Below are 18,071 nucleotides of genomic sequence, written 5' to 3' on the forward strand. Positions count from 1 at the left end.
ACTAGACCCCGGCGGGTACGCCTTTGTGTCGTGCGACGCGCTGACAATCAAAGTGCGCGAAGGCGGCCGGGTGGTCAAATGTTCAGTGCTGCTTGCCACCGGAGTCAACGCCGACGGGTACCGCGAAATGCTTGACATGCACGTTGCCACCGCGGAATCCAACGCGTCGTGGAAAGGCTTCTTCCAGGACTTAAAAGCCCGCGGACTTACCGGGGTATTCCTTATCACCAGCCACACCCACGAAGGCATCCAGCACGCCATTTCCGAAGTGCTACCCAATGCGTCGTGGCAGCGGTGCCGCACCCATTTCGCGAAGAACCTCTTAAGAAAAGGTCCCGAAAACACAGGTGGCCGATGGTCTCTGCGATGTTCCAGACGATCTTCCAGCAACCTGACGCCACATCCACCTGGGCACAAGCCCGCGAAGTCGTCGACCTGCTGGAGCCGAAATTCCCTCACGTCGCGGCGTATTTGGAGGAATCACTCGATAAAGTACTGGCGTTTACCGCAGCTCCGAAACCAGTCTGGACGAAGGTGTGGTCAAACAACCCCACAGAACGGTTAAACCGAGAGATCCGCCGGCGCACCGACGTCGTCGGCATCTTCCCAAACCGTGAATCCATCATCCGGCTTGTCGGTGCGGTCCTAGCCGAGCAACACGACGATTGGATCCAACAAAAACGCTACATGTCACTGACCGCACTCGAACACACCAAACACCTCATGCACCACCCAGAAGAACATCGTGACGACCACCACCAGCTAACCGCCTAACCAAACCCCGAACTTCATATCGAGCCGAAAGCACAAACGGCTACACCACTACACGGGACTTGACTCAACGCTGATGAGGGTGGGGTCTTTTGTCAAACACACTGCCCAGGTAGTCGCGGGCTGTGTCGATGAGACTCGGCAGCACTCTGAATAGATGTCCGTGGCATCAAGGCCGCTGAACTATTCAAGTTGCGGGACGAAAAGAGTCTCGCAGTGACGCTTGGTCCCTGAGCAAGTTCGATCCTTCCACGATCTGCACTGGAGACGCCGAGCGCTCGGGGGCCCTTGACCGGCTGGGGCACGTGCCGGGTGGTGGCTCGCCCACAGCCCCCGTGCCCACACGCACCGAGAACGGACAGGCTACCGGGTACGATCCCAATTCCACGGAGACGGACCGTGAACTCGAATGACGTTCCTGGCCCAAGGTGTGTCCGCTCGGCGTGTGGTTTAACCCTTATGAGACTTGCCGGTCACAGCCTCAGCGCTTCGCTTGCGCAGCCCGCAGGCCGTTCAAGATCACGATCACTTCGGCGACCTCGTGAACCAACACGACGGCGGCCAGGCCCAGCACGCCGCTGATCGCCAGTGGCATCAACACGATGATGATGGCCAGAGACAGCACGATGTTCTGGTTGATGATCCTGCTTCCTCGGCGGGCGTGCTGCAGCGCCTTCGGGATTAGCCGGAGGTCGTGGCCGGTGAAGGCGACGTCAGCGGACTCGATCGCGGCGTCAGAGCCGGTCGCTCCCATCGCTATGCCCACCGTCGCACCCGCCAGTGCCGGCGCGTCGTTGATGCCGTCGCCGATCATCGCCGTCGGCGTCTTGGAGGAGAATTCGGCGACGATGCTTGCCTTGTCCTCAGGGCGCAGCTCGGCGCGCACGTCGTCGATTCCGGCGATTCCAGCCAGCGCCCGGGCGGTGCGAGAGTTGTCGCCGGTGAGCATGCTTACTTCCACGTCGTTGGCGTGCAGGGCCTGCACGGCTTCGGGCACCTCGGGCCGCAACTCGTCACGGACCCCGATCGCCCCGGCGAGAGCGTCATCGACGGTGACCAGGACGCAGGTCTGGCCCTCGGACTCCATGCGCTCAACGTCTGCTTTCAGTGGCCCGGCGTCGATCCATCGGGGGCTGCCCACCAGCACCCGTCGGCCTTCGACGGTGCCGCCGATGCCATGCCCAGCTTCCTCGCTGATGTCCGAGGCGGTGGGCGCTTCGGGCCCCGCTGCCGCGATCGCCGCAGCGAGGGGGTGTGTCGATTGCTGCTCAACTGCTGCCGCGAAGGAAAGCACCTGCGGCCGATCGAATCCGTCTGCCGGGACCACTCCGGTAACCTCAGGCTGATTGCGGGTAAGGGTTCCGGTTTTGTCCACTGCCAGGTGACGGATGCCGCCGAGTCGCTCGAACGCCGCGCCGGACTTGATAACCACTCCGAACTGGCTGGCCGCGCCGATCGCGGCCACGACCGTCAGCGGCACGGAGATTGCCAGCGCGCACGGCGACGCTGCGACCAGGACTACCAGCGCACGGGTGATCCACGTCTCAGGGTCGCCCAGCAGCGAGCCGATAACGCCGACCAGCACCGCCAGGATCATCACCCCGGGCACTAGGGGTTGGGCAATCCGGTCGGCGATCCGGGCGCGGTCGCCCTTTTCCGCCTGCGCTTGCTCGACTAGGTCCACAAGTGTGGTCAGCGAGTTGTCCGTTCCAGCTGCGGTCGTCTCGACCTCCAGCACCCCGGCGGAGTTGATCGCTCCCGCAGGCACTTCGTCGCCGGGCGCAACCTCCTCCGGAATGGATTCTCCGGTGATCGCTGAGGTGTCAAGGCTGGAGCGCCCGGACCGAATGATGCCGTCCGTGGCGATCCGCTCCCCGGGGCGCACGAGCATTAGCTCGCCAACCTCGAGGTCCTTCGCTACGACCTCGGCCGCTGTGCCGTCGCGCAGCACCGTCGCGGTCTGCGGTACCAGCTTCAACAGCGCCCGCAGTCCGCCTTGGGCCCGGTCCATCGCCTTGTCTTCCAGTGCCTCGGCGATCGAGTACAGGAACGCTAGCGCCGCGGCCTCTCCGACGAATCCGAGGATCACCGCACCGACCGCGCTGATCGTCATTAGCAAGCCAATGCCGAGCTTGCGCTTCATGACAAGGTTCCGGATCGCTCCAGGCGCGAACGTGTAAGCGCCCAACAGCAGCCCAACCCAATACAGTACCGTCGCGGGCGTCTCCAAGTCGGACCAGTCCAGCGCCAGTCCTGTTATGAGGGCTACGCCGGAGAAGATCGGCAGCAGTAGCTCAGGGTCCTTCCACCATGGCCGATCGAGCTCGTCGATCTCCGTGGCGGGTTCGTGTTCGCATCCACATGCTGAACTCATACGTCCGCTCCTTTCTCGCCGCAGCCGGGCACCGAGCACTCAGTGTCGATGCAGGGGGCATTCTCGTCGACGGCCAGTGTCGCGTTGACTAGCGCTTCGAGCGCTGCCGCGAGGTGCGGATCGGCGATTTCGTAGCGGGTTTTACGGCCCTCCGGCTCAGCGACGACAATGCCACAATCGCGCAGGCAGGATAGGTGGTTCGAGACGTTCGAGCGGGTCAGATCCAAGCTTTGCGCGAGCACGGCCGGGTAGCTCGGACCGTCTAGTAGGGTTAGCAGGATTCGGGAGCGCGTCGGATCAGCCATGGCCCGGCCGAGCCGGTTCATGACGTCGAGGCGCGAAGCAATAGTCAGCATGCGCTGAATTATACAGTATGCGATGAACTATTTAAAATGGGGTGAACTAACAGTCACGCGAAAGTCCCGCCACCTGCAAGAATTAGTCGATGGGATAGCCGATGACTGGTCCTTCGCGGTTCGGCTGCCAACCCAACGCGGGGGGCGTGGGCGGCGAAGTTCTCCAGAATCTTCACGTGGATGTCCACACCCACCCCTGTGGGGATGGTGATGAACAGGGTGTCGGCGGACATGACGGCGGCGTAGGTGCGGCCAGCGACACTGACACCAGGTTCTCCATCAAGGGCTAGACACTCACGGACATTGCGTACGGGTCGAACCACACGTAGCGAAGCTTTCTAATAGCCAAATGACTAACTCTTTTCGCTGGTATCCGGGAATGATACTTACTTGAAGTCGGCGGTGTTGGCTACCCCGCGTACAAAGTACTGGCACTGCTGCTTGGAAACCACTTTGATCTACGAAGCCATAGCCCTTCAAGCTACATCGCAGGAAAATTCCATTTCACGGTCGGTATGGGCCTTTTGCAGTTGGTTAATTCGAAATTCGTTCACCATCTCCTTAGCCACCCGCACGATTAACGCGGTGTTTCGCCATCTTCGCGCGAGGCGAGTAGTTCCTTTAAGTGCGCATCGATGTCATCGAGCTTTTTAATAACGGCAACGGCGAAAACGATACTAATGACTAGAGCGATAATGCTGAGCATCAATGCCCTCCTTTACTCTGGCGGCCCATTACAGTGGACCTGGTTCCTTGCGAGGCGATTAAATCATGGTTCTGGTCAGGCGTAGGGGTGCGCGGTGGGAAGGGGGGACGTCGGCAAGCAAAAGCGCCGCGCCCCCAGGAAAAGGGAACGCGGCGCTACAGCCATCCGGCGGGAGGGTGCTTAGTGGTCAGCGCCCTGGATGGAGTGCTTGTGATCGCGGACTGCTTCGCCCTCAGCGTAGAGCGGCATATCCTGCTTGGCCTTGTACCACTCAGCGTGGTTTGGCTCCAGCGGGGTACGGCCGGCGATGAGGTCGGCAGCCTTCTCGCCCACCATCATGGTTGGGGCGTAGATATTGCCGTTGGTCACGGACGGGAAGACGGAGGCATCCGCAATGTAGAGGCCTTCGACGCCCCATACACCCATGGTGTCTGGGTTAACCACGGCCATAGGATCGGACTCATCGCCCATCTTGGCGGTGCAGGATGGGTGCAGTGCGGTCTCGCCGTCATTGCGGACCCACTCCAAGATTTCCTCATCGCTCTGGACCTCTGGGCCCGGGCTGAACTCGCGGGCGCCAACTTCCTCCATTGCCTTGGTATCCAGCAAGGAGCGGGCGACGCGGACGGCTTCTACCCATTCGCGGCGGTCCTGCTCAGTGCGCAGGTAGTTAAAGAGGATGGAGGGCTTTTGCCGGATATCGGAGCTCTTGATGTGCACGTGGCCCTTGGTATCGGAGAACATCGGGCCGACGTGCCACTGGAAGCCGTGCTTAACGTCGGCCTTTTGGCCGTCATAGCGCACCGCCATGGGCAGGAAGTGGAACATCAAGTTCGGGTAGGCCTCATCCTCGTTGGAGCGCACGAAACCGCCGCCCTCAAAGTGCGAGGTAGCCACTGGGCCCTTCTTCGTCAGCAGCCACTGCAGGCCCATAAACGGCCAACGCCACTTATCCAGGTAAGGCTGGGAGGAAGCGGTGGACTTGGTGGTCTCGTACTGGATGTAGACCTCGAGGTGGTCCTGCAGGTTCTCGCCCACGCCTGGCAGGTGCTTGACCACATCGATGCCGTGCTTTTCCAAGATCTCACGGTCACCCACGCCAGAGACCTCTAGCAGCTGCGGGGTATTGATGGCACCGGCGGACAAGACGATCTTGTCTGCGAAGACGCGGTGGGTGCCACCCTGCCACTCGTATTCCACGCCCACTGCCTTGGTGCCTTCAAAGAGGATCTTGGTGGTAAATGCGCGGGTACGCACCTCAAGGTTGTCGCGGTCCTGGTTGGGGTACAGGTAGGCGCGGGCAGCGGACCAGCGCTTGCCGTGCTTGATATTGCGATCGAAGGGGGCAAAACCTTCCTGGCGGTAACCGTTGACGTCATTGGTTAGGTTATAGCCAGCCTCTTGTACCGACTTGAATAGCGCCTGGAAAAGCTGCGAGGTAGCAGGGCCGCGGGACAGGTAGAGCGGGCCATCGTGGCCGCGGCGCGGATCATCGTCGTCTGCGGCAGCGGTGGTTTCCATGCGGTTGAAATAGGGCAAGCAGTGGGCAAAGTCCCAGTTATCCATGCCTGGGTTCTGGCCCCACTTTTCGTAGTCCATGGGGTTGCCGCGCTGGTAGATCATGCCGTTGATGGAAGAGGAACCGCCGAGCACCTTGCCGCGCGCATGGTAGATGCGGCGACCATTCATTTCCGGTTCCGGATCGGATTCATACATCCAGTCATAGTTCTTTGCCCCGATGGGGAAAGAGAAACCGGAAGGCATGTGGATGAATAGGTCCCACAGGGAATCCGGGCGGCCGGCCTCAAGAACGAGCACGCGGGTGTCTTTGTCCTCGGTCAGGCGAGCCGCGATGACGGAGCCTGCAGAGCCACCGCCGACGACGACCACATCGCTGACTTCATCCGTGGCCTTTTTTGTCGAGCGCTTCTTAGTCAATTTGTCCGCAATACCCATAAATCCCCTTCCTTCTGTGAGCCATCTCACGCGTAGTTCTCGCCGTATTTGCGGCAGATCCATTGTATGGTGCGCAAAAAATCTGTACTTAACCGCTTTCATTTATGCACAATGGCGACCCCAGAATACACACCTGGTGGACGTTTTCCCAGATTAATGTATATTTACGGTGTTCGGGTATGCATCTGAGTAGATGAAATCCGGGGTCTTTACGCATAGATTGCTCGCATATGATTTATGCCACCAACCTATCTCTCACCCCTCTTTTCGGGGGACTGTGGGGCACTCTTGCGAAAGATTCGGCACTTAATCGATCAAGACTAGGAGAAGTAGATGGCTAACCGTGGTCCGCACGACCATGAAGAGTCCCGCACAGGGGATTCCGACACCTCTCTCGCTCACTCCCCTGGGGAAACTCACCCAACTGAGGACAAGGGTCATAAACCGCGCAACCAAGTACGCGCCATCGTCGGCAGCTACAAGGCTGAGACCGGCGATGATGTCGGCGCCGATGAGGTGGCTGCGCCCAAACCCAATTGGCCGGCCTTTATCATTTCCGGTGTTCTCATCATCGCCATGGCGCTGTACGCGGGCTTCGGGCAGGAATCAGCAGCGAATACCCTCGCCAGCGTCACCGGATGGATCGGCACGAACCTGGGCTGGTTCTACGTCCTGACCGCCACCATCGCCGTGGTCTTTGTCCTCTATATCGCCTTTTCCAATACCGGCAGCATCCGCATGGGACCGGACCACTCCCGGCCCAAATTCAATACCTTCTCGTGGGTATCCATGCTCTTTGCCGCCGGCATCGGCGTGGACCTCATGTTCTTCGCCGTGGCCGAGCCGGTCACGATGTACATGGATCCGCCGGTGGGCGATGGCGAAACCATGGAAGCCGCCAAAGAGGCCGTGGTCTATGCCATGTTCCACTACGGGCTTACCGGCTGGGCACTCTATGCGCTGATGGGCATGGCCTTTGGTTACTTCGCCTACCGCCTGAATATGCCGTTGGCTATTCGCTCGGCGCTGTACCCGCTCATCGGCAAGCGCGTGCACGGACCCATTGGTTCGGCCGTGGACATTGCCGCCATGCTGGGCACCGTCTTCGGCGTCACCGCCTCCCTGGGCATCGGCGTGGTGCAGCTGTCCTACGGCTTCCACCTCATCTTTGGCATCGAGCAGGGGCTGGGGCTGCAATCGGCGCTCATCATTGTCGCGGTGGTCATTGCGACGCTATCGGCTGTATCCGGCGTGGATAAGGGCATTCGCTTCCTCTCTGAGCTCAACGTGTACCTGGCCATCGCGCTGATGGTCTACGTCGTGGTCTTTGGCAAGACCGCCTACCTCTTTGATGCCATCGTCACCAATATCGGTGATTACGTCTCCAAATTCCCCTCCTGGACGCTAGAGACCTTCGCCTTTGCTGAGGACCAAGCCAGCGTGGATACCTGGATGCAGTCTTGGACCCTCTTCTTCTGGGCTTGGTGGATTGCCTGGGCAACCTTCGTCGGCCTATTCCTGGCCCGCATTTCCCGCGGCCGCACGCTGCGCCAGTTCATCCTGGGCACGCTGACCTTCCCCTTCCTGTTCATCCTGATGTGGATGTCCTTCTTTGGCAATACCGCCCTGGATATGGTGCGCTCCGGCGACTATCCGGAATTTGCGGAAAACGCCATCAACGTTCCGGAGCAGGGTTTCTATGACATGCTCCAGGAATTCCCTGGCTCCGCCATCGTCATCTTCCTGACCACCTTCATCGGCCTGCTGCTGTATATCACCTCGGCCGACTCCGGTGCGCTGGTCATGTCCAACTTCACCTCCCGCATCACGGATAACCGGCAGGATGGCGCCCGGTGGCTGCGTATTTTCTGGTCCATTACCGTCGGCGCGCTCACCCTGGCATTGCTGCAGCTCGATGGCATTGCCACCGTGCAGTCCGCGACCGTGGTCATGGGCCTGCCCTTCGCGTTCGTGGTCTACCTCATCATGTTCTCGCTGTGGAAGTCGCTGCGCCTGGAAATCGTCCAGCGCGAGGCCCGGAAAACCGCATTGCACGGCGCCATCAGCAGCCGCACCGAGCGCGAGCCGAGCGATTCCAACCTGTGGAAGAACCGCCTGGACCGAGCCAACTCCTTCCCCACCAAACAGGACATGGATGACTACCTGCGGGGAACTGCCGCCTACGCCCTCGAGCAGGTGGCCACGCAAATGCGCACCCGCGGCTACGACGCCATCTTGCTCACCAGTGAGCTTCCCGATGCCGAATTGCCCCAGCTCGATCTCGAGGTCCGGCTGCACAACGAGCGCCAATTCCGCTACCAGCTCTTCCCGGTTTCCGCGGAGCGACCGGACTTCTGCGAGGGCGACGGCGAGTACTACCGCCTGGAGGTCTACGACATGACCGGTTCGCTGGGCTATGACGTCTACGGCTATTCCGAAAACCAGATCATCAATAACGTGCTGGACCTGTACGAGCGTCACCTGGCATTCCTCTACATGCAGCAAAGCCAGCCGGGCGATTCCGATGTCTCCGATGGCGCTGAGCCGGAACGCACCTGGCGCGAAGATAGTTAAACTGGCAGGCGATACCGCCTCAATTAAAGAAAGGTTGCTTGCACTTTGAGCACCCAGAACACCTTGTTCGATCCCACGACCACCGAATTGCTCCATGGCGTGCACTCCGGTGGTGCCCCCAAGTCGCTCTTCATCAACGGCCAGTGGGAGGCCGCCCAGGATGGCGAGACCCGCACCATTATCTGCCCTGCCGATGGCTCCACCGTCGGCGTCGTCTCCGAGGCATCCGAGGCAGATACCCTGCGTGCCATCCAGGTTGCACGTGAAACATTCGATAAGGGCGAGTGGGCCGCAACGCCGTCCGCCGAGCGCGGCAAGATCGTCATCCGCCTGGCGGATTTCATCCGTGAGCACAAGGAACTTTTCGCCCAAGCCGAATCCGCGGATACCGGCAAGCGCTACGAGGAATCCCTGGGCGATATGGACGATATTGCCAATGCTTTCGAGTACTTCGGCACCCTGGCCCAGCACCAAGCCGGCCGCGTGGTCGACCCACAAGACCCCAATTTGCGCTCGCGCATCGACGCCGAGCCGGTGGGCGTCTGCGGCCTGATTACCCCCTGGAATTACCCGCTGCTGCAGGTGTCCTGGAAGGTTGGCCCAGCACTTGCTGCCGGCAATACCTTCGTGCTCAAGCAAGCGGAACTGACCCCGCACACCGCGATGCTGCTCATGGCGGCGCTAAAGGAATGCGGCCTGCCGGATGGCGTGGGCAACCTCATCACCGGCGCCGGCGCTAACTGCGGCAATCCGCTCTCCCAGCACCCCGACGTGGACATGGTCTCCTTCACCGGCGGCCTCGTTACCGGCAAGCTGATTGCAAAGAACGCGGCCGAAACCGTCAAGCGCACGGCGCTAGAGCTCGGCGGCAAGAACCCGAACGTTATCTTTGCTGATGCCAACTTCGACGTCGCCGTGGATAATGCGCTCAACGGCGCCTTCTTCCACTCCGGCCAGGTCTGCTCCGCCGGCTCGCGCATCGTGGTGGAAGAGTCCCTGCACGATAAGTTCGTTGCCGCACTGGTCGAGCGCGCCGAGAAGATCAAGATCGGTGGCCCCACCGATGACAAGGCCGAGACCGGTCCGCTCATTTCGGCCGATCACCGCGAGAAGGTAGCCGCCTACGTGGACAAGGCCCGCGAACAAGGCGCCAAGATCCTCACCGGCGGCCGCGCCGCCACCAGCGAGGACACCACCGGCCAGCACGGCACCGGCACCACGGACCTGGGCCAGGGCGTGTACTACCTGCCCACGATTATCGATGGCGCTACCCGCGAGATGGACTGCGTCCACGATGAGGCCTTCGGCCCGACCGTGACCATCGAGACCTTCACCACCGAAGAAGAGGCCATCGAGATCGCGAACGATACCGAGTATGGCCTGGCTGGCGCGGTGTACACCTCCGATGCCGGCCGCGCCGAGCGCGTTGCCCGCGCCCTGCGCCACGGCACCATTTGGATCAATGATTTCCACCCGTACCTGCCGCAGGCGGAATGGGGCGGCTACAAGCAGTCTGGCAACGGCCGCGAGCTGGGCCCCACCGGCCTTGCCGAATACCAAGAGCACAAGCACGTGTACCAGAACCTGGCCCCTGCCGCATGGGATCAGTTTGGCCTGCAATAAGGCTCAAGCAGGAAGATAAAGCCTAGGCCCCGCCCCGCCGCTGCTCTTTTTAAGAGCCCCGCGGGGCCTTAGCTTTGCGTGCGCGGCTTAATGGTCATCGTATCCACGTTGACGTGGGCCGGTTGGGCGGCGACCCAGCGGATGGCCTCCGCAATGTCTTCTGCCACGAGGTTGAGCTGGCCGTCATACACCTTGGCCGCGCGCTTTTCATCGCCCTTGAAGCGCACCAAGGAAAAGTCCGTGGCCACGCGGCCAGGATCAATCTCGGTAACGCGCACATCGTGGTTTTCTAGGCGCAGCGCGCGAGAAATCACGCGCACGCCGTGCTTAGCGGTGTTATAGCCGGAACCGCCTTCGTAGACGGTCCAGCCAGCAATGGAACCGACGTTAATAATTAGCCCGGAAAGATCTGGCACCCGCTCAAGCTTGGGCATAAGCGCCTGAATCATGCGCACGGTGCCGAGCACGTTGGTCTCGTACATCCACTGCCAGTCCTCAATGGCGGTATCAACAAGCGGCTCCAGGCCCTTGGCACCGCCGGCGTTATTGACCAAGAGGTCTACGCGCTCGAGGTGGGAGACGAACTTTGAAACGGAGACATCGGACGTAACGTCGAGTTCGTAGGCCTCGCCACCGATTTCATTGGCAAGCTGCTGCAGGCGGTCTGTGCGGCGCGCTCCCACGACGACGTGCCAGCCCTCCTTGGCCAAAGAACGCGCGGTGGCCTCCCCAATGCCAGAGGAGGCGCCTGTTACTACTGCTACTTTCTTTTCAGTCATGCACCCCATGCTACGCAGCGCGCGGCACGGTGCAGGGCTTTTTACTTAAAGGGCCTCCTCGAGTTCAGAAAGCAGGGAGTTTGCGCGCTCGTAGGAGTCATCGCTAGGGCGGAATTCGCCGTCGTTCCAGTCGGTGAAGATATTAAAGTCCAGCTGGTTGCGCAGCTGTGGCATGGAGAAGTTAGCAACGACATTGCGCCAAGCCTCGACCGCTCGCACGCCACCGACGGAGCCATAGCCCACGAAGGCTACCGGCTTGCCCGCCCATTCCGCGCCGAGCGAATCATAGGCGTTCTTGAACGCACCAGACACGGAGTGGTTGTACTCCGGAGTCACGAAGACAAAGCCATCGCAGGCATCGACGGCCTTGGACCACTCCTGCACGTTGGCGTCATCGTACTGCTTATTCGCCGCCCCCGGAACGACCTCGCTGGTGAGGATGGGGATATTGAACTTCTTGAGCTCCAACAGCTGGTACTCCACGCCGTTCTCGCGGCCTTGGGCGAGGTCATTGACCCACTCGCCTACTGCCTGGCCTGCCGCCTTATCGCGGGTGGAGCCGATGATGATGCCAATTCGGGACATAAGAAAACCTCTTTTCTTCAACCTTTATGTAACCCGCCCTAGCCTACCGCGCTCGCCGAAACTTGTCTGATGGTGATATTGATTCTGCCTTCCTGCAGCCCGCATCCCTCCGGCAGCGTGCCATCATTTACCCGCACCACCCCGTGGTAGGCAAAGCGCTTCGGCCCGCCAAAGACCACCAAATCACCCGAGCACAAAGTCACATCGTCCCAGGGCTTAGTGCGGTTTTCGGTATGGCCTATGCGGAAGAGGGCCTCATCCCCAATCGAAAGCGAAATCACGGGCGCAGGCGATTCCTCCGAGTCATCCACGTGCATTCCCATCGCCGAGCCGGGCGGATAATAATTCACCAGCGCCATCTCCGGCACGAAGTTATCCACCCATGGTTCAAGCTCCGGGGCAACCTGGGCCGCCTCCCGCAGCGCCGCCGGAGCCAATTCCCGCAGGCTCTCCGGCACCGGCGGCACCACCGTGCCTTCCATATTGTCCACATACCGGTAGCTGGGATAATGCCAATACCTGCCAAGATGCAGCTGAAATACGCTCATCTGCCCGCCCGATGTCAGCCGCGGCTGCACCATCGCCATCGGTGTATGCGCATACGCGCGAGCAATCTCCCGCGTCTCTTCTACCAGGGCCTTTTGCTTGCCGATGCCCACCCATCCCGGCACGTGCCCCACACCCGGCGCGACGTACGCATTCGGCCGCGGCAGCGAATCAAAAAGCATTCCTCCACCCTAGCCGCTAATCGGTTAGGCCACGCTGCCGACGAAATGCGGGAAGCGATGGCATACCAAGCAGGGGTTTCTACTTTGGTGGTGGTCTGGACGGTAGGTCGGGCATCGAGCAAGCTCGCACTGTCAATCCTAGAACTCAAGCCTTTACCTCGTCCGAGGTCCCACATAGCCTAATCCAGAAATCAGACAACGGTAGAAGCATTATCGAACGGAAAAGGAACGAAAGTACCCACCTGTTTGAGGTCATTCATTGGCCGGCAGCATTTTGCATTAGAGCCGACAGCTCTATTGCTTCTGTGGCTGCTTTTTTAGTATTGAATTTTCTCCGGACATGAGATCTATTATTCCTGAGTTGATTGCGATGATTCCTATCCAAGACCCTGTTATATAGATGAAAAGTGTGCCGAGGAGTATGGCGAAGCAGCTAACTGCCTTTAGCTGTTTCGTTCTTCTGTCATTGGATTCGTCAGGCTGGTAGATCCGGGCAACCATGAGATCAACGGCGGCAACGGCTAGCAAAAAATACGAAATTTTTGTGTAACCGAATAAAGCAAAGACCCCTGAAACCACAAGCACCGCAATCCCAGCAAAGCCAATCAAACGACTCATCAGAAAAACACTCCACAATATGGTTTGCCAGTAAACTTCTCCTTAATTCTATCCGAACGCTGAGGGGTCAAGTCCAGTATGCTCGGCAGGAACCACGCGCCCTCTACAATGGCCACCATGGATGAACAGAAGCTGCACGACCTGCAACGCTACGGCACTTGGGAGCGAATGACCGGTGGGCAGTGGCACCTGCCGGGCATGGGGGACATCGATAAGGAGCACCAGCGCACCTTTGGGTTGATTGGGCAGTTCAACGATCTGCACAACACCGATAAGGAGCAGGCGCAGGCAATCTTGCGGGAGATCCTGCCGGACGAATCGCACGTGCCGGGGGCGCACGCGCCGCTGAATATGGAATACGGCTGCAATATCGTCTGTGGGGAAGGCGTCTTCATCAACTTTGGCAGCAGCATTTTGGCCCAAGCCAAGGTCACATTCGGTGACCGCGTGTTGATTGGGCCCAATTGCTCGTTCATTACGGTGGGCCACCCCGTCAATGATCACGCGATGCGCGAGGGCGGGTGGGAAATCGCCCATCCCATCACCGTGGGGCGCAATACGTGGTTTGGGGCCAATGCCACCGTCATGCCGGGGGTTACCATTGGTGAAAACTGCGTTATTGGTGCCGGCACGCTGGTGACCAAGGATATCCCGGATAACTCCCTGGTCCTGGGCACGCCCGGCCGCGTGGTGCGCACCCTGGACGGCGATGAGGATTCGTGGGAGCGCAAGGATTTGGACGGCCCCGTGGAAGGTTTCGGGGCCGCGCAGTAAATGTTCGATCTCGCCAGCATTGGCGCGGGGCTGCCCGTAGCCGAGACCATCGATTCGCTTCCCCACACCGGAAACGTCGTCATTCAGGCACCGCCCGGCACGGGTAAAACCACGCTCGTGCCACCGGCGCTAGCCAATCATTCCGCAGGGCGCGGCAAGGTCATCGTCACCGCCCCGCGCCGCGTCGCCGTGCGCGCGGCCGCCCAGCGATTGAGCACCCTCAGCGGCACCCCGGAGAAGGTCGGCTTCGCCATCCGCGGCGAATCCCGCACGGGCAGCGAGGTCGAATTCGTCACCCCAGGCGTACTGCTGCGCCGCCTACTCAAAGATCCGGAGCTCGAGGGCGTGGCCGCCGTGGCCATCGATGAGGTCCACGAGCGCCAGCTGGATACGGATCTGGTGCTCGGCATGTGCCTGGAGCTGGCCGAGCTGCGCGAAGACTTCCGCGTCATCGCCATGTCCGCAACGGTCGACGCGCAGCGCTTTTCCCAGCTCATGGGCGCGCCCGTCCACACCACAGAGGCGGTGACCTATCCCCTGGATATCCAGTACGCGCCGCAATCGGGGCGCGCGGCGGGGTCGCGGGAGTTTTACGGGGGCATCGCCAAGCAGGCGGCCCGCCAACACGAATCCACGCTGGTCTTCGTGCCCGGCGTGCGCGAGGTCAACCTGGTGTGCGAGGAGCTGCAGGGCCATAATGTTTTCCCGCTGCACGGCAAGCAGACCACCGCAGAGCAAGATGCCGCGCTTTATACCGATGAGCAGCGCATTGTGGTGGCGACGTCCATCGCGGAATCCTCGCTGACGGTGCCTGGCGTGCGTGTGGTGGTAGATGCCGGGCTGGCCCGCGTTCCCCGGCGCGATGCACAGCGCGGCATGTCTGGCCTGGTGACGGTCTCCACATCGAGGTCGAGCGCGGACCAGCGCGCGGGCCGTGCCGGGCGTGAGGCGCCGGGTACGGTCATTCGCTGCTATTCCCAGGACGATTACCAGCACTTTTCCCCGCACACCACGCCGGAGATCCTGTCCGCGGACCTCACCCAGGCTGCGCTGTTTTTAGACTGCTGGGGCGCGGGCCCGGATTTCCCGCTGCTCGATCCGCCGCCCGCCCAAGCCCTTGCGGCCGCGCGCGCCACCCTCGAGCGCATTGGCGCGACGCAGGAACTCGCCCTGCTTCCCACCGATCCCCGCCAAGGCGCGGCCCTTATCCGGCACGGCAGCCAGGCGGCGCCCACCATCGCCGCGCTTGCCGATGCCCCCACCAACACCACCGATCTCACCCGCCGCCCCGCACCGCAGAAGGAAATCAGGCGCCTGTCTCGCCTGGTGGAGGATCTCGGACCCGCTGACCCCGGCGAGGTCGTCGCCACCGCCTATCCCGAGCAGGTGGCCAAGCGCGTGGGCGAAGATTACCTGCTGGCCAGCGGCACCCGCGCCCGGCTGCTGGATAACTCCGGGCTGGCCGGCTCGCCGTGGCTCGCCATCGCGGAGGTCACCCTCTCCAATGCCGGAAACCCCATCATCCGCACCGCCGCGCGCATCGAAGAGTCTGCCGCGCTGGATGCCATCGGCGTCACAGAAGAAACCCGCGCCTTCCTGCGTGGGGGCCGCGTGCGCGGGGTCAAAGTCCGGGCGGCCGGGGCGATTGTGCTGTCCGAAACCCCGGTCAAGGTCACCGGCGATGCCGCCGCGCAGGCCCTTGCCGCCGGCATCCGCGAAGAAGGCCTCGGCCTATTTACCTTCAGCGAGAAAGCCCAGAGCTTAAAAGATAGGCTCCGCCACCTGCACGCGCACTACGGCGACCCTTGGCCGGAAGTCGATGCCGCCGATCCCGCCGAGTGGCTTGGGCCCGAGCTGCACCAGATTGCCGCGGGAACCCCCACCGCCAAAATAGACATGTACCCCGCCCTGCAGCGCCTGCTCCCCTGGCCCGGAGCCACCCGCCTGGACGAGCTCGCACCTCAGCGCCTGCCCGTGCCCTCCGGCCGCGATGCCAAGATCGATTGGTCGGGCGAGCGCCCCGTGGTCCACATCAAGTTGCAAGAATGCTTCGGTTTGGCCGAATCCCCGGAGTACTGCGGCAACCGCGTGCAATTCCACTTGCTCTCCCCCGCCGGCCGCCCGCTGGCGGTCACCGATGATCTTGCTAGCTTCTGGTCCGGCCCCTACGCCGGGGTGCGCGCCGAAATGCGCGGGCGCTACCCCAAGCACCTGTGGCCCGAGGATCCGTGGAATGCCATTGCCACCGCGCGGACCAAGAACCGGATGTAGCCTAACCCCACTGCTGCCAGGATAAATAGCTGCTCATGACCACTACCAAGGTAAGCAGGGCGTAGCGGATAAGCTTCGTTCCGCCGCTGAGCACCGTCCGCGCGCCCACCTGGGCGCCGAGGATATTGGCGGCGGCCAACGCGATACCAAGGGTCCACCACACGTGGCCGCCAAGGATGAAGGTCACCAGCGCACCGAGGTTCGTGGCGGTATTGACCACCTTGGCCATCGCCGCGGATTTTAAGAAGTTCTGGGAGAAGATGAAGGTAAAGGCCATAATCAGGAACATGCCGGTACCCGGGCCAAAAATGCCGTCATAAAAGGAGATGGCCGCCACCGCCACAAGCCCCGCCCAGGTGCGCCATCCGCCGCGGATGCCGGGAGACTCGGTGGTGCCAAAGCTCGGCTTAAAGGTCACGAAGACGCCCACCACCACTAAGAGCACGATGATGAGCGGGCGCATAATGTCACTATTAAGATTCGCCGCCACACTCGCGCCCAGCCCGGCTCACACGAGGGCGATGAGGGCGTAGCGAACGAGCTCCCCTGCGGGCGGGCGCACCTTGCGCACCAAGGTCACGGCCGCCGATGCCGTGCCGGATACCGCCGCGAGCTTGTTGGTGGCCAGCGCCGTTGCCGGCGCAAGCCCCGGAATCACGGCAAGCAATAGCGGAATTAGCACGAGGCCTCCCCCGCCGATGACCGCGTCGATCCAGCCTGCTCCCGCCGCGCCCACAAGGAGCACCGCCCACTGCGCCACGTCGATATCCATGAGGAGATCATAAACCCCGCGGCGGGGAGGTCTAGACTCATCGGAGACGAGCAGAAGATGGGAGAATACGTGGCTAAACGGCACTGGGGAATAAGCGTAGATACCCACACCATCCTGCGGTGGGGCATCGTGGTCCCCGTCTCCATCCTCTTGGGCTGGCTTTTTAGTATGTGGCACGTGCCGGCCGCGTGGATTTTGGCCGCGATCATCGCCTCCGGCGCCATGGCCCTTATCACCGGTGAAGACCTCAAGGTCAACCGCAAATTTTATGGGCTATCGCGCGGATTCATCGGCATCATGGCCGCGCTGCCGCTGACGGTAGTTTCCTTCGGCCAATTGGTGGGATACCTGCCGGCTGCCATAACCATGTCCTTTGTCACCATCGCGTTGGGAATTTTTTGCGGCGTCATGCTGCACCGCCAGCGGCCACGGGACGTCTCCTCCGAAACCGGCATCCTGTCCATGCTCCCCGGCGGTGCCTCGCTCATGCCCGCGCTTGCCGATGAACTCGGTGCCGACTACCGCTACGTCGCGCTCACCCAATACCTGCGGTTATTGATCGTTTCCGTATCCCTTCCCGCCGTCGTGACCTTCCTCGATACGCCTGCCGGAAGGGGCGGTGACTTAAGGCTCGAGGCGGAAACCACCTGGTGGATCATCGCGTTGGTGCTCGTTATCGCGCTGGTCGGTGAAAGCCTTGGAAAATTCCTGCACCTGCCCGCAGCGGCCGTGCTCGGCCCGTTGATCTTGACGGTGCTGGCCTCCTTCTTCCTGCCGGAGGGGCATACGCTGGAGCCGATCTATGCCTTTAAGGTCATCGCCTTTTTATCCATCGGGTGGGTCTGCGGCGGCGGGCTTTCCCTCCCATCGCTCAAGGCCTTTGCCAAACAACTTCCCGCGACGATTCTTTCCATCGCCGCCGTCCTCGGCCTGTGTGCGGCCACGGCGTGGCCGCTGATGCACTGGCTGAATATCAGTTACTTCGAGGCCTACCTAGCCACCAGCCCCGGCGCGCTAGAGACCGTGCTCGCGCTCTCCGCGGAAGGCGGGGCTGGCCCCGTGGTTATCGCGGTGCAGCTCACCCGCCTCATCGCCGTGCTGGTCATTGCGGGATACTTGCCGCAGCTCATCAGGGCCGTCAGCAAGTTTTCCACACGGCGCTAGCGTGCGCGGCTAGCCTGCGC

13 protein-coding genes and 2 pseudogenes are annotated in these 18,071 nt (G+C 61.5%); 6 read left to right on the forward strand and 9 right to left on the reverse strand.

Annotated features, from left to right (window positions below):
* A pseudogene (locus QP891_RS10120) lies at nt 1-774 on the forward strand (IS256 family transposase); the annotation flags it as partial.
* Nucleotides 775-1,252: 478 nt separating this feature from the next.
* On the opposite strand, the gene QP891_RS10125 reads toward QP891_RS10120, so the two are convergent.
* The 4 genes from QP891_RS10125 to betA all read right to left on the reverse strand — a co-directional run bounded on the left by QP891_RS10125 (nt 1,253) and on the right by betA (nt 6,163).
* Complete coding sequence (locus QP891_RS10125) at nt 1,253-3,145, reverse strand: heavy metal translocating P-type ATPase (protein ID WP_005280600.1); 1,893 nt, start codon at nt 3,143-3,145, stop codon at nt 1,253-1,255.
* A complete protein-coding gene (cmtR, locus tag QP891_RS10130; protein ID WP_284771125.1) occupies nt 3,142-3,501 on the reverse strand; it encodes a Cd(II)/Pb(II)-sensing metalloregulatory transcriptional regulator CmtR in 360 nt (119 codons plus the stop codon). The genes QP891_RS10125 and cmtR overlap by 4 nt, the downstream gene beginning before the upstream one ends.
* Nucleotides 3,502-4,078: 577 nt before the next feature.
* On the reverse strand, nt 4,079-4,207 hold the full coding sequence (locus QP891_RS10135) for a hypothetical protein (RefSeq protein ID WP_005276220.1): 129 nt from the start codon (nt 4,205-4,207) through the stop codon (nt 4,079-4,081).
* A gap of 180 nt (nt 4,208-4,387) precedes the next feature.
* Nucleotides 4,388-6,163, reverse strand: a complete 1,776-nt coding sequence (gene betA, locus QP891_RS10140; protein WP_284771126.1) for a choline dehydrogenase — start codon at nt 6,161-6,163, stop codon at nt 4,388-4,390.
* 333 nt (nt 6,164-6,496) lie between these two features.
* On the opposite strand from betA, the gene betT reads away from it, so the two are divergent.
* Both betT and QP891_RS10150 read left to right on the forward strand, forming a co-directional pair.
* Entirely contained in the window at nt 6,497-8,737 is a 2,241-nt protein-coding gene (betT, locus tag QP891_RS10145) for a choline BCCT transporter BetT (RefSeq protein WP_284771127.1), read from the forward strand.
* A 45-nt stretch (nt 8,738-8,782) separates the two neighbouring features.
* The gene (locus QP891_RS10150) at nt 8,783-10,360 is read left to right on the forward strand and encodes an aldehyde dehydrogenase family protein (protein ID WP_284771128.1); all 1,578 of its coding nucleotides are present in this window, start codon (nt 8,783-8,785) and stop codon (nt 10,358-10,360) included.
* A gap of 68 nt (nt 10,361-10,428) precedes the next feature.
* Here the strand turns inward: QP891_RS10150 and QP891_RS10155 are convergent, their stop codons facing one another.
* The 4 genes from QP891_RS10155 to QP891_RS10170 form a co-directional block, all read right to left on the reverse strand.
* Nucleotides 10,429-11,148, reverse strand: coding sequence for an SDR family oxidoreductase (locus tag QP891_RS10155; RefSeq protein WP_284771129.1), 720 nt, complete (start codon nt 11,146-11,148; stop codon nt 10,429-10,431).
* 36 nt (nt 11,149-11,184) lie between these two features.
* Nucleotides 11,185-11,724 carry an NADPH-dependent FMN reductase gene (locus QP891_RS10160; protein WP_284771130.1) on the reverse strand — a complete coding sequence of 180 codons (540 nt, stop codon included), beginning with the start codon at nt 11,722-11,724 and terminating at the stop codon, nt 11,185-11,187.
* A 38-nt stretch (nt 11,725-11,762) separates the two neighbouring features.
* Nucleotides 11,763-12,452, reverse strand: a complete 690-nt coding sequence (locus QP891_RS10165; RefSeq protein ID WP_284771131.1) for an alpha-ketoglutarate-dependent dioxygenase AlkB family protein — start codon at nt 12,450-12,452, stop codon at nt 11,763-11,765.
* Nucleotides 12,453-12,746: 294 nt separating this feature from the next.
* Nucleotides 12,747-13,070, reverse strand: coding sequence for a hypothetical protein (locus QP891_RS10170; protein ID WP_284783297.1), 324 nt, complete (start codon nt 13,068-13,070; stop codon nt 12,747-12,749).
* Nucleotides 13,071-13,178: 108 nt separating this feature from the next.
* Between QP891_RS10170 and QP891_RS10175 the strand changes: the two genes are divergently transcribed.
* Together QP891_RS10175 and hrpB are read left to right on the forward strand one after the other, a co-directional pair.
* Nucleotides 13,179-13,844 (forward strand): sugar O-acetyltransferase, encoded by a 666-nt coding sequence (locus tag QP891_RS10175; RefSeq protein WP_084539211.1) that lies wholly within the window; start codon nt 13,179-13,181, stop codon nt 13,842-13,844.
* Nucleotides 13,845-16,115, forward strand: coding sequence for an ATP-dependent helicase HrpB (gene hrpB / locus QP891_RS10180; protein WP_284817053.1), 2,271 nt, complete (start codon nt 13,845-13,847; stop codon nt 16,113-16,115).
* 1 nt (nt 16,116) lies between these two features.
* Here the strand turns inward: hrpB and QP891_RS10185 are convergent.
* A pseudogene (locus tag QP891_RS10185) lies at nt 16,117-16,887 on the reverse strand (TSUP family transporter).
* A gap of 57 nt (nt 16,888-16,944) precedes the next feature.
* Between QP891_RS10185 and QP891_RS10190 the strand changes: the two are divergent.
* Nucleotides 16,945-18,051, forward strand: a complete 1,107-nt coding sequence (locus tag QP891_RS10190) for an AbrB family transcriptional regulator (RefSeq protein WP_284770879.1) — start codon at nt 16,945-16,947, stop codon at nt 18,049-18,051.
* Nucleotides 18,052-18,071 lie beyond the last annotated feature (20 nt).

The sequence above is a fragment of the Corynebacterium sp. MSK310 genome (assembly GCF_030227355.1).
Lineage (GTDB): Bacteria > Actinomycetota > Actinomycetes > Mycobacteriales > Mycobacteriaceae > Corynebacterium > Corynebacterium rhinophilum.